Annotated in this window: 14 protein-coding genes; 4 read left to right on the plus strand and 10 right to left on the minus strand. The window is 44.7% G+C overall.

Annotated features, from left to right (window positions below; translation table 11 throughout):
* Window positions 1–12 precede the first annotated feature (12 nt).
* Complete coding sequence (locus tag ACHUFN_RS04620) at window positions 13–855, plus strand: MBL fold metallo-hydrolase (protein ID WP_394221132.1); 843 nt, start codon at window positions 13–15, stop codon at window positions 853–855.
* A gap of 37 nt (window positions 856–892) precedes the next feature.
* The gene (locus ACHUFN_RS04625; RefSeq protein WP_394221133.1) at window positions 893–1,909 is read left to right on the plus strand and encodes a phospholipase A; all 1,017 of its coding nucleotides are present in this window, start codon (window positions 893–895) and stop codon (window positions 1,907–1,909) included.
* A gap of 69 nt (window positions 1,910–1,978) precedes the next feature.
* On the opposite strand, the gene ACHUFN_RS04630 is transcribed toward ACHUFN_RS04625, so the two are convergent.
* From ACHUFN_RS04630 to guaB, 4 genes are all read right to left on the minus strand, one after another.
* Window positions 1,979–2,881, minus strand: coding sequence for a histone deacetylase family protein (locus tag ACHUFN_RS04630; protein ID WP_394221134.1), 903 nt, complete (start codon window positions 2,879–2,881; stop codon window positions 1,979–1,981).
* 103 nt (window positions 2,882–2,984) lie between these two features.
* Complete coding sequence (locus ACHUFN_RS04635; RefSeq protein ID WP_394221135.1) at window positions 2,985–4,607, minus strand: methyl-accepting chemotaxis protein; 1,623 nt, start codon at window positions 4,605–4,607, stop codon at window positions 2,985–2,987.
* Window positions 4,608–4,812: 205 nt separating this feature from the next.
* Window positions 4,813–6,390, minus strand: coding sequence for a glutamine-hydrolyzing GMP synthase (guaA, locus tag ACHUFN_RS04640; RefSeq protein WP_394221136.1), 1,578 nt, complete (start codon window positions 6,388–6,390; stop codon window positions 4,813–4,815).
* A gap of 70 nt (window positions 6,391–6,460) precedes the next feature.
* A complete protein-coding gene (gene guaB / locus ACHUFN_RS04645) occupies window positions 6,461–7,930 on the minus strand; it encodes an IMP dehydrogenase (RefSeq protein ID WP_394221137.1) in 1,470 nt (489 codons plus the stop codon).
* Window positions 7,931–8,030: 100 nt separating this feature from the next.
* On the opposite strand from guaB, the gene xseA reads away from it, so the two are divergent.
* Entirely contained in the window at window positions 8,031–9,383 is a 1,353-nt protein-coding gene (gene xseA, locus ACHUFN_RS04650) for an exodeoxyribonuclease VII large subunit (RefSeq protein WP_394221138.1), read from the plus strand.
* Window positions 9,384–9,398: 15 nt separating this feature from the next.
* On the plus strand, window positions 9,399–10,544 hold the full coding sequence (locus ACHUFN_RS04655; RefSeq protein WP_394221139.1) for a hypothetical protein: 1,146 nt from the start codon (window positions 9,399–9,401) through the stop codon (window positions 10,542–10,544).
* Window positions 10,545–10,830: 286 nt separating this feature from the next.
* Here ACHUFN_RS04655 and ACHUFN_RS04660 read toward each other — a convergent pair whose 3' ends face one another.
* The 6 genes from ACHUFN_RS04660 to ispG form a co-directional block, all read right to left on the minus strand.
* Complete coding sequence (locus tag ACHUFN_RS04660) at window positions 10,831–11,556, minus strand: choice-of-anchor E domain-containing protein (protein WP_394221140.1); 726 nt, start codon at window positions 11,554–11,556, stop codon at window positions 10,831–10,833.
* Window positions 11,557–12,009: 453 nt separating this feature from the next.
* On the minus strand, window positions 12,010–13,455 hold the full coding sequence (gene der / locus ACHUFN_RS04665; protein ID WP_394221141.1) for a ribosome biogenesis GTPase Der: 1,446 nt from the start codon (window positions 13,453–13,455) through the stop codon (window positions 12,010–12,012).
* A gap of 303 nt (window positions 13,456–13,758) precedes the next feature.
* On the minus strand, window positions 13,759–15,018 hold the full coding sequence (bamB, locus tag ACHUFN_RS04670) for an outer membrane protein assembly factor BamB (RefSeq protein ID WP_394221142.1): 1,260 nt from the start codon (window positions 15,016–15,018) through the stop codon (window positions 13,759–13,761).
* Window positions 15,019–15,062: 44 nt separating this feature from the next.
* Complete coding sequence (locus ACHUFN_RS04675) at window positions 15,063–15,683, minus strand: YfgM family protein (RefSeq protein ID WP_394221143.1); 621 nt, start codon at window positions 15,681–15,683, stop codon at window positions 15,063–15,065.
* A gap of 12 nt (window positions 15,684–15,695) precedes the next feature.
* Window positions 15,696–16,979 carry a histidine--tRNA ligase gene (hisS, locus tag ACHUFN_RS04680; RefSeq protein ID WP_394221144.1) on the minus strand — a complete coding sequence of 428 codons (1,284 nt, stop codon included), beginning with the start codon at window positions 16,977–16,979 and terminating at the stop codon, window positions 15,696–15,698.
* Window positions 16,980–17,061: 82 nt separating this feature from the next.
* Window positions 17,062–18,180, minus strand: coding sequence for a flavodoxin-dependent (E)-4-hydroxy-3-methylbut-2-enyl-diphosphate synthase (gene ispG / locus ACHUFN_RS04685; protein ID WP_394221145.1), 1,119 nt, complete (start codon window positions 18,178–18,180; stop codon window positions 17,062–17,064).
* Window positions 18,181–18,186 lie beyond the last annotated feature (6 nt).

The following is an 18,186-nucleotide window of genomic DNA, read 5'->3' on the forward strand; positions in this document are numbered from 1 at the left end:
AAAAGAGGGCGTATGCGGTTAACATTTTATGGCGTAAGAGGGTCAATCCCAACTCCGGGAGCAGCTTACGTCCGCTATGGTGGCAACACGGCGTGCGTTCACATTGAGCTTGAGGACGGTACTGATATCGTCCTCGACTCTGGTACTGGTATTCGTCTGTTAGGTGAACGCCTCGTTCAAAAAGACACACCAATTCATATTCTATTAAGCCACAATCACTGGGACCACATTCAAGGCTTTCCCTTTTTTACACCCATTTATCAAGCGTCACGGGATATCAATATTTATCCTGGTCAAACCGAACTGAATGAGCCTGACCAAATTCTGAAACAAATGGAAGGGTCGCTATTTCCTGTACCTAGAAGCGCGCTGAAAGCAAACATATCACTGATAGATATACCTGAAACGACCACTCGATTTACAGTAGGTGGCGCAACCATTACTCGTTTAGCGATGAACCACCCAGGCCGAGGCAGTGCATATTGCATTGAAGCCGATGGAGCCAAAGTTGCCTACATCACAGATAACGAGCTTTATCCTCCCTATAAGAAAGAAACTGATTTTATCGATTTCGCTCAGTTTGCGCGCGATGCAGATCTTCTCATTCATGATGCGCAGTATATGTTGTCTGACATGCCGGCAAAAAACGGATGGGGCCACTCTGTCGCTGAAGAGGCAGTAAAACTAGCAATGGCGAGTAATGCAAAGAGGTTAGCGCTATACAGTCATGATCCAGAACGCACTGACGACGATATAGATGATGTCGTAAACCATTGTAATGAATACGTCACAGTGGCAGAGTCTAATTTACAATTATTCGCATCTTCAGAAGGCCAAACGCTGGACTTCAGTTAAGCATTAGTTCCATCCACCCAAAACGGAGATTTATTAGGTGTCAGTGTTAAAGCCTTTGTTAATGTGGGCAGCGCTTGCTGCTTCCCTATCTGTAAACGCACAAGAGAACGCTTCAGAAGTTAATCGCACAGAACAAACTCTAGAAGAAAACCAACAGGAAAGCTCAGCGCAAGATGACAACAGCTACCTCTCGCAAGAGGATAGCGGCATTGAAGTTATTGATATTATAAAGCGCGATACCGTCACACAAAGTGCCTTGGACAATCGCCTAGAGGGTGATAAAGAAGCCTTAGATAATGTATTTGCCATCACGCAGCACAGACAAAACTACATTTTGCCCATCACCTATGTATCTAACCCGAATACCTTTGGCAACGAAGAGCTAAATGAAGAAAACGTTGATAATAAAGAAGCGAAGTTTCAAGTAAGTGCGAAGCTACCGCTTTTCTTGGAAGATACTGGGTTTGATGGTCTGTATTTTGGTTTCACGCTAACGTCTTTCTGGCAACTATACAACAGCGAGGCATCAAAGCCGTTTCGTGAAACAAACTACGAGCCAGAAGTGTTCTGGCAGGAAACAGCTGACTACTCTGTACTTGGGTACAAGTTTAATACGTTCCAAGTAGGGTTTAACCACATGTCTAACGGTCAGAGCGGGCTGCGCTCTAGAAGCTGGAACCGTATTTTCGCTTCAATTGTTTTTAGTGACGACGACGATATTTATTACTTTAAAACGTGGTATCGCATTCCTGAAGACGAAAAAGAAGACCCATCAGACCCCACTGGCGATGATAACCCTGATATTCAAGACTTTTACGGTCGAATGGAATTTGGCTACGGTAGAAAAGTTGGCGATTTTAAAGTGCTAGCGCTTTTGAGAAACAATCTTGATTTTGGTGATAATCGGGGCAGTATTCAGTTAGACTTCACCTATCCTATTTCGGATAGATATGAAGTAATGCTGCAGTATTTCAATGGTTATGGTGACTCACTCATCGACTACAATCGTTCACAAGAGCGAATTGGTATTGGTTTCCAATTATTGTTCTTATAAGCAAGTATTCGTTGGTCGTTTCTATCAAACAGCGCGCTACGTTTTTTACTAGCGCGCTTTTTTTGTTACCTAAGCAATCACACCCGCGGCGCGATAGAGCTGAATGTGCACGTCAACCAGCGCAGCAATATTTCTTTGGTAGCCACCACCAATAACAGCTGCAATAGGAACCCCCAAGTGCTCGGCCAAAGAGAACACCTGTTTATCTCTTTCATATACGCCTTCGGTAGAAATGTGCAAATGCCCTAGGTCATCATTTACATGCACGTCTACGCCAGCATCGTAAATAATCGCATCGGGCTGAAATTGCCGAATCGCTAACGTAAGCGCTTGTTCTAGCGTTGCTAAATATTCGGCGTCTTCGGTGCCTTTAGCCAGTCCTATATCAATATCAGAGTGCTGCTTACGGTATGGAAAATTCTTTTCTCCGTGAATGGACAAGGTACAGATATCATGATCATTTTCTGCAAGCTTTGCCGTTCCATCACCTTGATGAACATCCAAATCGACAATAAGTACATTGTCGATTAACGGATTTTGCTGCATAGTTTTGGCAGCAAGGTATAAGTCATTAAATAAACAAAAACCCGAGCCAAAATCTGCAAATGCGTGATGATACCCCCCCGTTAAGTTGAGGGCTTTTCCGTGTTCGAGTGCCAGTGTTGCTGTTAAGCAGGTGCCAGCAACGGCGGTTCGAGTTCGCTCGATTAGCTGTTGTGACCATGGAAAACCTATTCGGCGCATGGCTTTTTTATCCAGTGCACCAGTGGTAAGCGCATGAACATAATCCGAGTTGTAGTACGTCGTTAGTGCCGACAAATCGACAGGTGCAGGCGTAACGAAGCGGGAATCGTCTACGCCTCGCCTTAAAAGCTCATCGCGGATCCCTACATACTTTTCTATGGGAAATCGATGGCGCTCTGGAAGGTCTAACTGACTATATATGGGATGAAATACTAAAGGCGTTGTCATTGTTAAAAGTACAATTTCTTAAATACATTCGCTTTAAAAGCAATTAAAAAAGGAGCATAACGCTCCTTTTGGTCGATGAATTTTTTATACTGACAAAGCGCCGCTAGCGGGTCAAACTATTCACTACTTTTTCAACGTTGTCTGACATACTCTTCATAGAGCGCGACATGTCATCCCGTTGGGCTAATTGGTGATATTTTTCTGAAGACGTAACTACATTACTAATTATCGCTTCTACCTGTTGTAAAACGGCCTCTTGCTCGTCTGCAGCTTCGTTAAGTGCAATAACGACGCTCGCGGTTTCTTGAATATCTCTTACCACGTTATTAAGTGTTTCAAGCGCTGTTGCAGCCTCTGCCGCATTGTTATCTGATAACTGTTTACCCGATGCCATGGCTGCAACTGCGCCTTTGGCTTCGGCCTCAAAACTGCTTAATATATCGTTAATTTCTTTGGTAGACTGCTGCGTTTTAGCCGCAAGCGCACGCACTTCGTCTGCGACTACAGCGAAACCACGACCGTGCTCCCCTGCTCTTGCTGCCTCTATTGCCGCATTAAGTGCTAACAAATTAGTTTGGTCGGCAATTTCGTTGATGACGTTTACGACTTTTAGAATATTAGTGCTTCTACTTTGTAGTTCAGAGACTATGTTGCTTGATTCGGTCACGGTTTTAGCAAGCTGTTTAAACCCAGCATTAGCACTTTCAAATGTGGCGTAACAGCTTGCCACATTCTTTTCAGAGTTGTTTGTAGCTACCGCTACCTGATCAGTTATCGCCACTAAATTTTGAACAATTTCTTTAAGCTTATCGGTACTGCTGTCAAGAGATCTTGATGCGTCGCATTGGCCGTTTGCGCCATCCATGATTGACTGACTTACGTTACCCAGCGTACCGAATGCTTTCTCCATTTCTCTCTCTGCTTCTTGAAGTTGCGCAACCGAGTCCTTCAGTTTGAATTGAAGTGCGCGTGCAGAATTAGCTAACATCCCTAATTCATGGTCGCTAGAATACGTTAAATTATAGTCGTAACGGCTATTGGCAAGGTTTGAAATACACGCTGCCACTTGTTTCGTTGGTTTAATCACCTGTGAACGCAGGCGAGCAATAACATACACAACCGAGACAACAGACAAAGCAATAGCAGCAAGAATGATGGCCCAAAGCATAGCCCGGGTATTTGCTTTAAGCTGCGCTATGGCATCAGCTGAATCGGTTGCAATATCCCCAGCAATGCCCGCTAATAATTTAGCTGGCTCCCTATCAATACCTCGAACGTAGCTGTCGCCCACTTTCGAGTCGTACCCAGAGTTGATAAAAGCGTCATACCCTTCCCGATACTTCGTAGCCATAACAGCATGGGCTTTTTGAAACTGCCTAATATCTGCTTTAATACTTTCATTAACTACATCGTTTGCTAGCATTTGGTCAAACTGGCGAGTAATTTCCGCTTCGCGCTGCTTGAAGCGTTCCCAGTACTTCTCTCTACTTTCCTTTTCATGTCCACGAAGTAACACATTTTTCCACTCTTGAACCTGGGTTTTGAATGTACTTAGTGTGGTATTAACATCGCGCTCAGATTGAACAAGTGTATTTTCTAGTTCGTCGAACGAATTGAGCAGCGAGAAAGACTTTAGAATCGATGCACCGTTTAACAGCACAAGGGTGAGGAAACTGACGAGAACTGGCGTCATGACCAAACGGCTGATGCTAGTGTAGTTGAACACGGCTTAACCTTTAGTATTATTGTAAGAAAGACGCGTCATTAGATTATATTTTTATGACGCTATGGTTACAGTGAAGGTATTAATTGCAATACGGTTATATTTATTCCCATACAGTTACAGTATCGATTGCAAAACGCGAAACTCACAATAATTAATTTCAAAAAAAAGAGCCCGAGGGCTCTTTCTTAATTCAGCTATAAGCAGGTTATTCCCACTCAATTGTTGCTGGCGGCTTACCTGAAATGTCGTATACCACGCGGCTGATGCCATCGACTTCATTGATAATACGATTCGACACTTTACCTAAGAAGTCATAAGGCAAGTGTGCCCAGTGAGCTGTCATAAAGTCGATGGTTTCAACTGCACGAAGGCTAACCACCCAGTCGTATTTACGTGCATCACCCATTACGCCTACTGAGCGCACAGGAAGGAATACGGTAAACGCTTGGCTTACTTTTTGATACAAATCGGCTGCGTATAGCTCTTCAATAAAGATGGCGTCAGCACGACGTAGCAAGTCGCAATATTCTTTCTTAATTTCACCAAGAACACGAACACCTAGGCCTGGGCCTGGGAACGGGTGACGGTAAAGCATGTCGTACGGTAAACCTAGCTCAAGGCCGATTTTGCGTACTTCGTCTTTAAATAGTTCACGCAGTGGCTCAACAAGGCCTAGCTCCATATCCTCTGGAAGGCCGCCAACGTTGTGGTGCGATTTGATGACGTGCGCTTTACCCGTTGCCGAACCGGCTGATTCAATAACGTCTGGGTAAATGGTGCCTTGCGCTAGCCACTTCGCGTTTTCACGCTTACCCGCTTCTTCGTCAAATACACGAACGAACTCATTGCCAATAGCTTTACGTTTAAGCTCAGGGTCTTCAATGCCTTTAAGGCGGTCTAAGAAACGACCTTCAGCATCAACACGGATGATGTTTAAACCGAAGTGGTCACCAAACATTTCCATTACTTGGTCAGCTTCATTTAAACGAAGCAAGCCATTGTCAACAAACACACAGGTAAGTTTGTCACCAATAGCGCGGTGAAGCAGCATTGCGGTTACTGAAGAATCTACGCCGCCTGAAAGACCAAGAATAACTTCTTCATCGCCCACTTGCTCTTTTATACGCTCTATTGCATCTTCAATAATCGCGCCAGCAGTCCATAGCTTTTCGCATTTACAAATGTCCATCACAAAGTGGGTTAGCAAACGCATGCCTTGACGCGTATGAGTCACTTCAGGGTGGAACTGCACACCGTAAAATTGCTTTTCGGCGTTATACATTGCTGCATGTGGGCAAGAAGCGGTTTGCGCGATGGTTTCAAAACCTTCAGGAATAGCGGCCACTTTATCGCCGTGACTCATCCATACATCAAGAAGCGCCGCACCGTTATCGCCAATGGCGTCTTCAATTTTATCTAGCAGTGGGCTTGGCTTAATCACTTCAACTTGTGCATAACCAAACTCACGTTTGTCTGAGCCTAGCACGCCGCCACCTAGTTGCTCTGCCATGGTTTGCATGCCATAGCACACGCCCAGCACAGGCACGCCGGCTTCAAATACGTACTCAGGCGCGCGTGGTGAGCCTTCTTCAGTTACTGACTCTGGGCCGCCTGACAAGATAATCCCTTGAGGATTAAATTCGCGGATTTGCTCTTCGGTCACATCCCAAGCCCAAAGCTCACAGTAAACGCCAATTTCGCGAACACGACGTGCTATCAACTGCGTGTATTGCGAGCCAAAATCCAAAATAAGTATGCGTTGGTCGTGGATATTTGTGGTCATGTTTTATTTTTACCCGTTAAATAAAAGAACAAAGGCTGGTGTAATACCAGCCTCGCAGTTGTCGGTCGCCTTAACCTAAACGGTAGTTTGGCGCTTCTTTGGTGATGCTTACATCGTGAACATGGCTCTCGCCCATTCCGGCAGAGGTCACGCGTACAAATTGTGCTTTAGTGTTGAGCTCTTCAATAGTAGCGCAGCCAGTTAGGCCCATAGCTGAACGTAAGCCGCCCATTTGCTGATGGATAATATTGGCAATTGGTCCTTTATACGCTACACGGCCCTCAATACCTTCTGGTACTAGTTTTTCTGCATTATCAGAATCTTGGAAATAACGATCTGAAGAACCATGGCTTTGGTCCATAGCACCTAATGAACCCATGCCGCGATATGACTTGTAATAACGGCCTTGGAAAAGTTCAACTTCCCCAGGCGCTTCCTCTGTACCCGCCAACATGCTGCCAACCATAACGCAGCTAGCGCCAGCGGCAAGTGCCTTAGCAATGTCACCAGAGAAACGAATACCGCCATCAGCGATAACAGGAATATCAGTATCTTTTAGCGCTTCTACTGCATCAGATACCGCCGTGATTTGAGGTACACCACAACCGGTCACGATACGGGTAGTACAAATTGAACCAGGGCCAATACCTACTTTTACCGCATCTACACCAGCATCAGCAAGTGCTCTCGCGCCGTCGCCCGTTGCTACGTTACCCGCAATAATTTGAACCTCGGGGTAGTCTGCACGTACTTTTTTCACGCGATCGATAACGCCTTGTGAGTGACCGTGAGAGGTATCAATAAGTAGAACGTCAACGCCTGCATCAACAAGTAGTGCTATACGCTCGTCTGTACCTGGGCCAACGCTTACCGCAGCACCAACGCGAAGGCGACCTAGTGAGTCTTTACATGCATTTGGCTTATTTTCTGCTTTTTGGAAGTCTTTAACGGTGATGAGGCCAGTTAGCTTAAACGCGTCGTCAACAACAAGGATTTTTTCAATCCGGTGTTCGTGCATTAGATCTAGCACAACGTCAGAGCTTGCACCTTCTTTAACAGTAACCAGATCATCCTTACCGGTCATTACGTTGCTAATTGGAAGCTCTAAGCGCTTCTCAAAACGAAGGTCGCGGCCAGTAACAATACCAATAAGGTTATTATTTTCATCAGTTACTGGGAAACCAGAGTAGCCTAGGCGCTTAGAAAGCGCGATAACTTCACCAATGGTCGCATCCTTCGCTACAGTAACAGGGTCTGATACCACACCACTTTCGTATTTTTTAACTTCACGTACGTGTTTGGCTTGCTCTTCAGGTTTCATGTTTTTGTGAATAAAACCAATACCACCCTCTTGAGCTAGCGCGATAGCTAGACGGGCTTCAGAAACCGTGTCCATGGCAGCAGACACCATTGGAATATTTAGCGTTACACCGCGCGTAAGACGCGTTTGAAGATTTGCAGTGTGAGGGAGGACGGTCGAGTGGCCGGGAACCAGCAACACATCGTCGAACGTCAGGGCTTCTTGGATGATACGTAGCATGCAACAACACCTATTCAGTTGAGGGTTAATTGCGGCGCAATTGTAGTGTTTTTTAGTTTTCAGGTAAACTCTAAATGTATTAAACCCAGTGATTTTTTTTATGTTTACAAATTCGCCATCTACGTCTCGACAAATTTTAACAGTTACCAAGCTAAACCGCTTAGCCAGAACCGTGCTGGAAGGCGAAATTGGCCTAATTTGGCTATCGGCCGAAATATCAAACTTTGTGGCCGCGGCTTCTGGGCACTGGTATTTCACGTTGAAAGACAATAAAGCGCAGGTGCGCGCGGCCATGTTTAAAGGCGCAAACCGCAATGTTCGTATTCGCCCGAAAGAAGGCGATAAAATTTTAGTACGCGCATCAGTAGGGCTTTACGAAGCGCGCGGCGACTATCAACTGGTTGTCGAGCACATGGAAAGCGATGGTGAAGGTGCGCTTAAACAAGCTTTTGAAGCATTGAAATTTAAACTCAACAATGAAGGCTTGTTTGACGCTGCACGAAAGCGCCCCTTGCCTGATCGTATTAATCGTATAGGCGTAATTACTTCATCAAGCGGTGCAGCGCTTCACGACGTGTTGAGCGTGTTAAAACGCCGCAGCCCACAAACTGAAGTCATCGTTTATCCCTCAATGGTACAAGGTGAAACCGCCCCTCAACAGTTAATTAACGCGTTAAGAACGGCTAACCATCGCGCCGAGGTTGATGTGCTCTTACTTACTCGAGGTGGGGGCTCATTAGAAGACTTGTGGTGTTTTAACGATGAAAGCTTGGCCAGAGAAGTAGCCGCAAGTGCCTTGCCCATTGTAAGCGCAGTGGGTCACGAAGTAGATTTTACTATTAGTGACTTTGTGGCTGATGTACGCGCCCCTACTCCATCCGCTGCTGCGGAAATTTTAAGTCAGGACTCTACCGCTCTATTCCAAACGTTAAATCAACAAAAGCAGCGCATAACACGCGCAATACAGCAGTACCTGCAAGCTAGTAAGCAGCAGTTAGCATTGAAGAAGCAGCGTTTGAATGCACTGCATCCACAAAGCCGTATTCAGTCGCAGTGGCAAACCTTAGATAGGCTACAACTTCGCTTAGCACATAAAATGCAAAGCGATTTAGCAAAAGCAGAAAAGCAACTGCATGCACTTGAACATAAACTTAATCAACAATCGCCATCAGCGAAAGTGGCGCGCGCGAAAGACAAATTACACTATGCCAATGCAAAACTTGTCTCAAGCATGAATGCGTTTATTAAGAGCAAAAAAAATGAACTTGGCAGTAAAGTGACCCTCTTACAGTCTGTCAGCCCGCTTTCAACTCTTGCGCGTGGTTACAGCATCACCCTTACTGAAAGCGCTACAGTGAATCGAATTGATCAAGTAAATATTGGTGATGAGATAAAAACGCGAGTGACTGACGGCGAAATAACAAGTACAGTGAGCAACATTCAGCGGCAATAGGTAGCCATCATTTTTATGCCCGTTCAAGTAAAAGCGTTCTCTTTATTCACGTTGTACCAACGGGCATTTGGTTTTGCACATGTAAGACATGGGCTTATGCCGTTACTCGCTTTTATCGCATTACTTTTTTTACCTAACCTCGCTCTCGCAAGCGCGGTAAACCAACCTGTTTCTGTTTTCTCTACTTATCCTAGTGAGTCGCTTTTACAGTCTTGTAAATTACACGCAGAACCGCACCGCTCAGTGCCCGAGAAAAACAGTAGAAGTCACTTATGCTTCGAAGATTCAATATCACCGGAAAGTTTTATCACGCTATTGGGTAACTCTGGTGTCTTTCGTCAACTTTTTCCGTATGGCGAAGGAAGCGACTACGAATTACTCATTGCAAACGTGGGTACAACGCCAAGCGAACACAAACAACACGCAAAACAATTCGCCGAGTTTACTTTGCAGTGGCGCGGGATTGAAATAGACTCATCTTCTTTTGATGCCTCGCCAGATTTGTCCACAAAAGATGGTACTCAGTTGATTACCATGGATAACGAAGCACATGTCTTAGTTACACGTTGGCTCGAGTACGCTGAGCATTCGGGTCTGTTTACCAGTCAGTTTTTGTTTGCTGCACTAGAGGCAAGTAACTACGACAAAGGTTTGATGGTGCCCAGCGCAGTTGGCGAATTTACTAAACTCGACACGCAGCTTTTTGCAGATCCCTTCAGTGGCGCTATTACTCGCTATACACATGCTGCGTTTGAAGACGCGCTAGTAGACGTTACCGTTTACCCATTTTTAGGGCAGCTCACACTAGCAGAGAACGAGTTACTTCCCCAACAGTTAGAAAGTGACTTGCAAAAGGCGACCGCCACTGCCGATATGCAACGACTAAAATTATCTCAGGTTAGCCCCGCTTCGCGTTATGAGGTGAACAGCAACCTTGCCGGTTGGCGGTTGGGATTAAGCGCGGCTTCTGAAACATCTCCTACCATTTACGCCACGACTTATGTATTTAAACTGCAAGATAAAATTGTCAAAATTTCAACTACGTTTCCACCAGAATTTTCAGACAATATCGTCAACCAACTTATAGTTGCAATAAAAGTACCTCACGAGTCTGAAATGATGAAAAAGGTTCGCTCCTTACTTTTAGAAAGCACTCACTGACAGTATAGTGAGACAGCTGAATGCACTTTGCCATTTATAAAAGAGAGCGAACCATTTAGACATTTATTTTTCGATAAAACGCTTAATAAGGTTTATAGGCCTTCTTTGAACATTATTACTTAGTATGTGCACTTTGGCCTGTTCCTTAGGTTTATATCTATCATACCAGTTGTAAACCTGATCTTTTCGAAGCGGTTGCTCCATTGAGTGTAGTTTTTCCACTGACATCACGACTCCTTTTCGTGGGTTTAAAAAAATACCTTTCAGTAAAATTAAACAGAAACACTCAACGTTTTAGCGCTTTTTTCCTATTTGAAAACAGAAATAATAGACCTGCGCCAAAGAGACTGAATGCAGCAGGCTCTGAAACGCTAACGGCAGCAGGAGAGTAATCGAACTCTACGAATATCCTTCCCCAAGAGCCTGTTGAAAAGTCATTAGTAAAACGACCGCTTCCTCCATCGACTTGGTTAAAAACATTCGTCCTTGCATCCGTTGAAAACAAGAATTCTATAGGGGTACCGCTTAAAAAGGCGGTGAGGTCTACGTTTGTCAATGTTCCACCTCGCTCTCCCGTGCTTACATCAAACTCAAATACTTCTGATGCTTCGCCAGGAATCATTGTAAAGCTTCCCTCAGGCGAGCTTTGAGCTGAAACAAGAGGATCGATGAAATTCGCTCGTTCAAAAATAAAAGTGTCAGCGACACTACTTGAAACTTGCCAATCAGATGCTAAGAAAATATTAACATCGGCTCGGCCTGCTTCCGTACTTTCATTAATCGACCTTCCTTCACTGTCAATTTGCCCGGAAACAGTTATGTTAACGGCGTTTAATGTACCCAGTGTTTGGTCAAATGCGTCTATAAATAGACTTTCCGACAGCGGAGAAACATCCGCAACATCGAAAGGACTTCCTTGTACACCAAAGGATACTTCTTGCGTAATAATTGCAGCTTTTATTGGCATTGTAGTCGCTGCAACGAGAGCAGCGGCAATAATTCGCTTTTTCATAAATTCATCCTGATCAAATAGTTAGAATTACCCTTTTCGAACGAAAGGGCATAGATGAACTGCAAAAAAAGAACCAGTGATTATTTAATGGTCAGCGTAGCATTTCTATTGGCTTTAACGATGAAGTGATAATTTGCGAAAAACTAAAATTTTTTTAATTTAAGAAAATATTACACTTTAGTTGTAATTATGACTGGGTAACTAAAATTTGGCATAGCTGATGCTTTATGCAGTAGTAAAATGCTTGTAGTGCACAAAAAACTGAAATGACGCTTACACTTACACAAGAGGTTTAATTGATTCAGATATGCAAAGTTGAGTGGCTGATACTAAATCGACGTTCTGTAAAATGACTAAGAAATGTATGAACTGTAAAAATCATGAATGACAGAAAATACACAAAGGGAATGAGTAGCACCATTCCAAATGGAGTGGTGCCTTTAAATGAAAGAACTATTTTTTGTCTTTGTAGTAAGACATCATACGGCGGCGTTTGCGCTGCTGAGCCAAGGTTAAGTTGGCTTTTTTACCTTCAAACGGGTTATTACCTTCCCTGAATTCTATCTTGATAGGTGTTCCCATTATCTCTAGCGCTTTTCTGAAGTAATTCATTAGGAATCGCTTGTAAGAGCTTGGTAAGTCGTCCACTTGGTTGCCATGAATGACGATAACTGGAGGGTTATAACCACCAGCGTGAGCATATTTCATTTTCACGCGACGGCCACGTACAAGTGGTGGCTGATGATCGTCTTGCGCCATTTCCATAATCTGGGTGAGTAGCGCAGTGTTGATACGCTTGGTTGCGCTCATGTACGCTTCTTGTACAGACTCAAATAAGTTGCCAACACCAGAGCCATGAAGCGCTGAAATAAAGTGAATACGTGCAAAGTCGATAAAACCTAAACGGCGGTCCATTTCACGTTTGATATCATCTTTAACGTCTGTGCTCAGTCCATCCCATTTGTTTACAGCAACAACCAGCGATCGACCTGAATTAAGGACAAAGCCTAATAAACTCAGGTCTTGGTCAGTGATACCTTCTCTTGCATCAATCACTAACAACACCACATTCGCTTCTTCTATGGCCTGTAGTGTTTTTACTATAGAGAATTTCTCAACAGCTTCGCTGATCTTCTTGCGCTTTCTCACTCCCGCGGTATCGATAAGGATATATTCTCGCTCATCTCTTTCCATTGGAATGTATACACTGTCTCGCGTTGTGCCTGGCATATCAAAAACTACAACACGCTCTTCACCTAGAATACGGTTTGTAAGCGTAGACTTTCCAACGTTGGGCTTACCCACAATGGCTAGTTTGATTGGTAGCTCTTGTAAACGCTGACGCTGAGTTTCAGCATCTTCTTCTTCCTCAGGCGCTTCTTCGATAATTTCCATATCGGGAAAATCTGGCTCAAGTGGCTTAAGCGCATCTTGCAGTAGCTGGCTTATCCCACGACCATGGGCAGCTGCAATTTGCTTTATTTCACCTAGGCCCAGGGAGTAGAATTCAGCACTTTCGCTGTCGCCATCGATGCCATCAACTTTGTTCGCCACAACAAGTACTTTTTTGTTGATACGACGAAGGTGATCAGCAATGCCTTGGTCAGCGGGTAACAGCCCAGCTCTCGCATCAACCAAAAATAAAACAACATCGGCTTCTTCAATAGCCAATAAAGACTGCTGTGCCATTTCAGCATCAATGCCCTCTTCATCGCCTGTAATACCGCCGGTATCTACTACTATAAACTGGCGCTTTTCAAATTTCGCTTGGCCGTACTTACGGTCGCGAGTTAAGCCCGGGTAGTCAGCAACTAGTGCATCACGGGTATTTGTAAGGCGATTAAACAAGGTTGACTTACCAACATTAGGGCGGCCAACCAAAGCAACAACGGGTAACATTTATCAGATCCTAAGGGTCATGAAAGCTAAAAAAGCACAAGCCACATACACCAAGTATTACATCTTACGCTTGGGAGATATTGTCTCTAACGATAGGTGATTTATCATGAGGCTTTTGAGAATTGGGCGCATTATACCTTGTTCACTATCTAATACCAATGCAGTTAATTCGCCCAGAAAAAAAATCCTGTCACGTACAGAGCGTGCCGCTGGTTTACGGCTAGCAGCTTCCAAAAATCAAAAAAGGCGCCTTAAGTTACCTCAAGGCGCCTTTTTTATATTTACAGCGTAAAGTTTTAGCAATTACTCTGGAGTACGCACCGAGGCTACGACGCCATTTCGTGTTACTGCAACAATACGATCGTCGACTTTAAGAGGTGCTGCATAGATAGCGTCTTCTTCGTCATCGCCACCGACATCTATTCGCGCAACCACTGCGCCCGAGTCTTGCTCTATCCAGTGCAGGAAGCCCCAGTTATCGCCAACCACCACGTAATCACCCGCCGGCGTTGCCGCCGTAAGTGAACGCTGCTTTAGCGCACCTTGAGACCAAAGCTCAACACCATTTCTTCTATCAAGGGCGTATACGTTGGAGTTGTTATCAACAACAAAAATTTTGTTACCGTCGATGTTTAAATTTCGAAACGATGCATACTCACGCTTCCAGATAACACGACCTGAACGTAACTCAACAGCAGCTAATGTACCGTTATAAGAAACTGTGTAAATTGTACCGCCAAACAAAATAGGCGTTGTATCGATATCAACGATTCGCTCTAGTTCTGTTGCGCCAGAAGGCGTGGCGATTACCGTTTCCCATGCAAGTACGCCAGTATCGAGAAGGTTAACCTGAATCTTGCCCGTAGGTGTACCCACAATGGCACCACCGTTTGATGCAATAGGACCAGAAATTCCACGTAGCGTTAACGGAGGCGTATCACCTTCGTGTCTCCACAACTGCTCGCCGGTACGAGTATTGAAACCAAACAAACTACCAGCACCAGTATTCACAACCAGAATACCTTCATCAGCAGCCGGGGCAGCAAGAATTTCGCCAGGAATTGATGCATCCCACGCAAGCTCACCGGTTTCTGCATCCAAGGCTGCTACATAGCCATTTTCAGTACCAATAAAAACATGTCTGTCCGCAACAGCGATACCGCCAATACGCGCTGTCTCACCACTTTGCCATAGTTTAGATACAGAACTTAACATACCCTCAGAACGAAACTGTGCGAAGTCTTTTTCCCACAACACTTTTCCCGTACCTGGATCCATCGCTACAACTGCACCGTGGCGATCTGCTGCATAAAGTTTATCGTACGAGTAAACAGGGCGAAGGCGTGAAAAGTAGTGATTTACACCATCACCAATATCGCGTTCCCAAACAATTTTTGGCGAAAACTTAGCGTCAATCGGCTTTAGACGGCGTATCTCTAGTTCTTCTTCGTCAGCAAACCAGTCTGAAATTGTTGAGCAACCAGACATTGTGATAGACACTGCTAGCGCCATACCTATCGTGCGAGCAAATCGACCTTTACGGCCACACGTGTTGTGAAACAAATTGCGTACCTCTTTATTATTTATACCAGCCCAAGGGCCATCGCTTACTGAGCAGCAGACACCGACAGGTTATCTAGCTTCATTTGCAAAAGCGGATTGTTGGCATTTTTTTCTAACGCATTTGAATAAGCTAAACGGGCATCATCAAAATTGCCTTGTTTTTGATACACATCGCCTTTTAATTCAGAAACTTCTGCTGAAAATGCGTCGTTTGTTATGTTGCTAAGCGTAGACAACGCCCCGTCCAGCTGGTTCATTTCAATTTGCACTCGAGACAAACGAAGAGAAGCTAGCACTTTAAGCTCATCGTTTTCAGCAAAAGTTACAACGCTATTTAAATGAGAAGCAGCAGCGTCTAAATCACCAGCATCAACCGCCTGTTTTGCGGCAAGCAGACTAGCAATACTTGCATAGCCGCTGTCTTTATTCTCTTCGATAAACGCTTTAATCTTTACATCGCTACCTTCAGTACCGAATGTTTCAACAGCGTCTTGATAAGCGACAGATGCAGCTTCTTTACTTTCAATTTGTGTCTCTGAATAGTATCGCCAGCCCCATAGACCACCTAGACCCAAAGCTGCACCTACGATGATAGCAGTGCCATGCTCTTTCCAAAATCGCTTTATCGCTTCTACTTGTTGTTCTTCTGTTGCGAACTGTTCCATGATGTCCTCTTTTTATTTTGCGCTCAGCATCTCAGAAACCTTATCAGATAAGGCATCAAAGCTAACTGTAACTTGTTCTTGAGAATCGCGCAGTGGCTTAACACCTACTACACGAGACTGCATTTCGTCACTACCTAAAAGCAGCGCCAAGCGTGCCCCCGTTTTATCTGCACGCTTTAATTGTTTTTTAAAGTTGCCGCCGCCACAGTGCATCATTATGCGTGTGTCAGGAAGTGTATTTCGAAGGTGTTCTGCTACTTCAATAGCGTAAGACTGCGCTTCATCGCCCATTGCTGTTACATAAACGTCTGCAAAGCTCGTATCCTGACCTTCTTCAGTTAGGGTAGTTAGCAACAGTACCAAACGTTCAATACCCATAGCAAAACCGACGGCAGGTGTGGCTTTGCCACCTAACTGCTCTACTAAGCCATCGTAACGGCCACCCGCGCATACGGTGCCCTGTGCACCTAAGCTGTCGGTTACCCACTCGAAAACGGTACGATTGTAATAATCTAAACCACGAACCAAGCGAGGGTTAATTTCAAACTCAATGCCTGCCTGCGTTAATCGTGCGCACAAATTGTCGAAATGCACTTTAGACTCTTCGTCTAAATGATCGATAAGTGCTGGAGCATCAGCAATGGCAGCTTGAACCTCTGGATTCTTAGAATCGAGCACGCGAAGCGGATTGGTTTCAAGACGACGCAGCGAATCTTCATCTAACTGGTCGGCGCGCTCTTTTAAAAACTCAACCAATGTATCGCGGTAAGCAGCGCGGGCTTCGTTTGAACCTAGCGTATTTATTTGCAGTTTTACATGCTGCTGGATACCAAATTCTTTCCAAAGACGAGCGCTAAGAAGAATAACTTCTAAGTCGATGTCAGGGCCGTCTATTCCATAGGTTTCTACACCAAACTGGTGGAATTGGCGGTAGCGACCTTTTTGCGGACGTTCATGGCGAAACATTGGACCCATGTACCACAAACGCTGCTGTTGGTTGTACAATAAGCCGTGCTCGTTGCCAGCACGCACGCAGCTTGCCGTACCTTCTGGGCGAAGAGTCAAGCTGTCGCCATTTCTATCTTCGAAGGTGTACATCTCTTTTTCAACGATGTCAGTCACTTCGCCGATAGAACGCTTAAACAAATCGGTGCTTTCAACGATAGGAGTGCGTATTTCTTGGTAACCGTAACTCGCCACAACCTGACGTAGTACAGATTCTACCTTTTGCCATGTGCCGGAAATCTCCGGCAGGCAATCATTCATGCCTCGAATTGCCTGAATAGTCTTAGCCACGTGAAGTTCTCATACTGCTAAATAGTGAAAAGCCCCGCATTATAGGGGCTTTGGGAATAAACAACAATGAACAAAAAATCTCTTAGTCTTTCACTGATACCTGAATTTTATTTTGTTCACTCATTCGCGATGCTTTTGCGCGGATTCTCGCTTCAAGTTTGTCCACAAGGTCGTCATTAGGAAGACGCTCTTTTACGCGTTTACCGTCTTCATAAAGGCCGCTCATGTTACGTGCACCAGTAAGACCTAAATCAGACACTTCCGCTTCACCTGGGCCGTTGACCACACAGCCAATAATCGATACATCCATAGGCGTAAGAATATCTTCCAATCTTTGCTCTAAGGCATTAACGGTACCGATGACATCAAACTCTTGTCTTGAACAACTTGGGCAAGCAATAAAGTTGATACCGCGCGAGCGAATGCGAAGTGACTTCAGAATATCAAAGCCCACTTTAATTTCTTCCACTGGGTCAGCGGCCAATGAAACGCGCAATGTATCACCGATACCTTCAGCCAATAACATACCTAGCCCTACTGCACTTTTCACAGCGCCTGCGCGCTGACCGCCAGCTTCGGTAATGCCTAAGTGAAGAGGTTGGTCAATTTTTTGCGCTAATAAGCGGTAAGCACCTACGGCAAGGAACACATCTGACGCTTTCACACTCACTTTGAATTGGTCAAAATTGAGTTTGTCTAAAATGTCGACGTGACGCATTGCAGACTCTACGAGTGCCTCTGGCGTTGGCTCACCATATTTTTCCTGTAAATCTTTTTCAAGCGAACCGCCGTTAACACCAATTCGAATTGGAATATTCTTATCTTTTGCACAGTCTACAACAGAGCGAACGCGCTCCATGTTACCGATGTTCCCGGGATTAATTCGCAAACAGTCAACACCGTACTCAGCCACTTTAAGCGCTATGCGATAATCAAAATGAATATCTGCGACTAAAGGCACGCTAACTTGCTTTTTAATTTCTTTAAATGCTTCTGCCGCTTCCATGGTAGGAACAGATACACGTACGATCTCTCCGCCTACAGCAACAATACGATTTATTTGGTCAACCGTCGCAGCTACATCTGTAGTGCGAGTATTTGTCATAGATTGAACAGCAATGGGAGCGCCATCGCCAATAGGAACGTTACCTACATTAATACGCGTAGACTTTCTGCGTTTAATAGGGCTTTCTGCAAACATCTAATT

This window comes from Alteromonas gracilis (genome assembly GCF_043642145.1).
Classification (GTDB): domain Bacteria; phylum Pseudomonadota; class Gammaproteobacteria; order Enterobacterales; family Alteromonadaceae; genus Alteromonas; species Alteromonas gracilis_B.

Excerpts from the sequence above, each read along its gene's own strand:
- ACHUFN_RS04620 (WP_394221132.1), top strand. The coding sequence starts at position 13 with ATGCGGTTAACATTTTATGGCGTAAGAGGGTCAATCCCAACTCCGGGA.
- ACHUFN_RS04630 (WP_394221134.1), bottom strand. The coding sequence starts at position 2,881 with ATGACAACGCCTTTAGTATTTCATCCCATATATAGTCAGTTAGACCTT.
- guaA (WP_394221136.1), bottom strand. The coding sequence starts at position 6,390 with ATGACCACAAATATCCACGACCAACGCATACTTATTTTGGATTTTGGC.
- guaB (WP_394221137.1), bottom strand. The coding sequence starts at position 7,930 with ATGCTACGTATCATCCAAGAAGCCCTGACGTTCGACGATGTGTTGCTG.
- xseA (WP_394221138.1), top strand. The coding sequence starts at position 8,031 with ATGTTTACAAATTCGCCATCTACGTCTCGACAAATTTTAACAGTTACC.
- ACHUFN_RS04655 (WP_394221139.1), top strand. The coding sequence starts at position 9,399 with ATGCCCGTTCAAGTAAAAGCGTTCTCTTTATTCACGTTGTACCAACGG.
- ACHUFN_RS04660 (WP_394221140.1), bottom strand. The coding sequence starts at position 11,556 with ATGAAAAAGCGAATTATTGCCGCTGCTCTCGTTGCAGCGACTACAATG.
- der (WP_394221141.1), bottom strand. The coding sequence starts at position 13,455 with ATGTTACCCGTTGTTGCTTTGGTTGGCCGCCCTAATGTTGGTAAGTCA.
- ACHUFN_RS04675 (WP_394221143.1), bottom strand. The coding sequence starts at position 15,683 with ATGGAACAGTTCGCAACAGAAGAACAACAAGTAGAAGCGATAAAGCGA.
- ispG (WP_394221145.1), bottom strand. The coding sequence starts at position 18,180 with ATGTTTGCAGAAAGCCCTATTAAACGCAGAAAGTCTACGCGTATTAAT.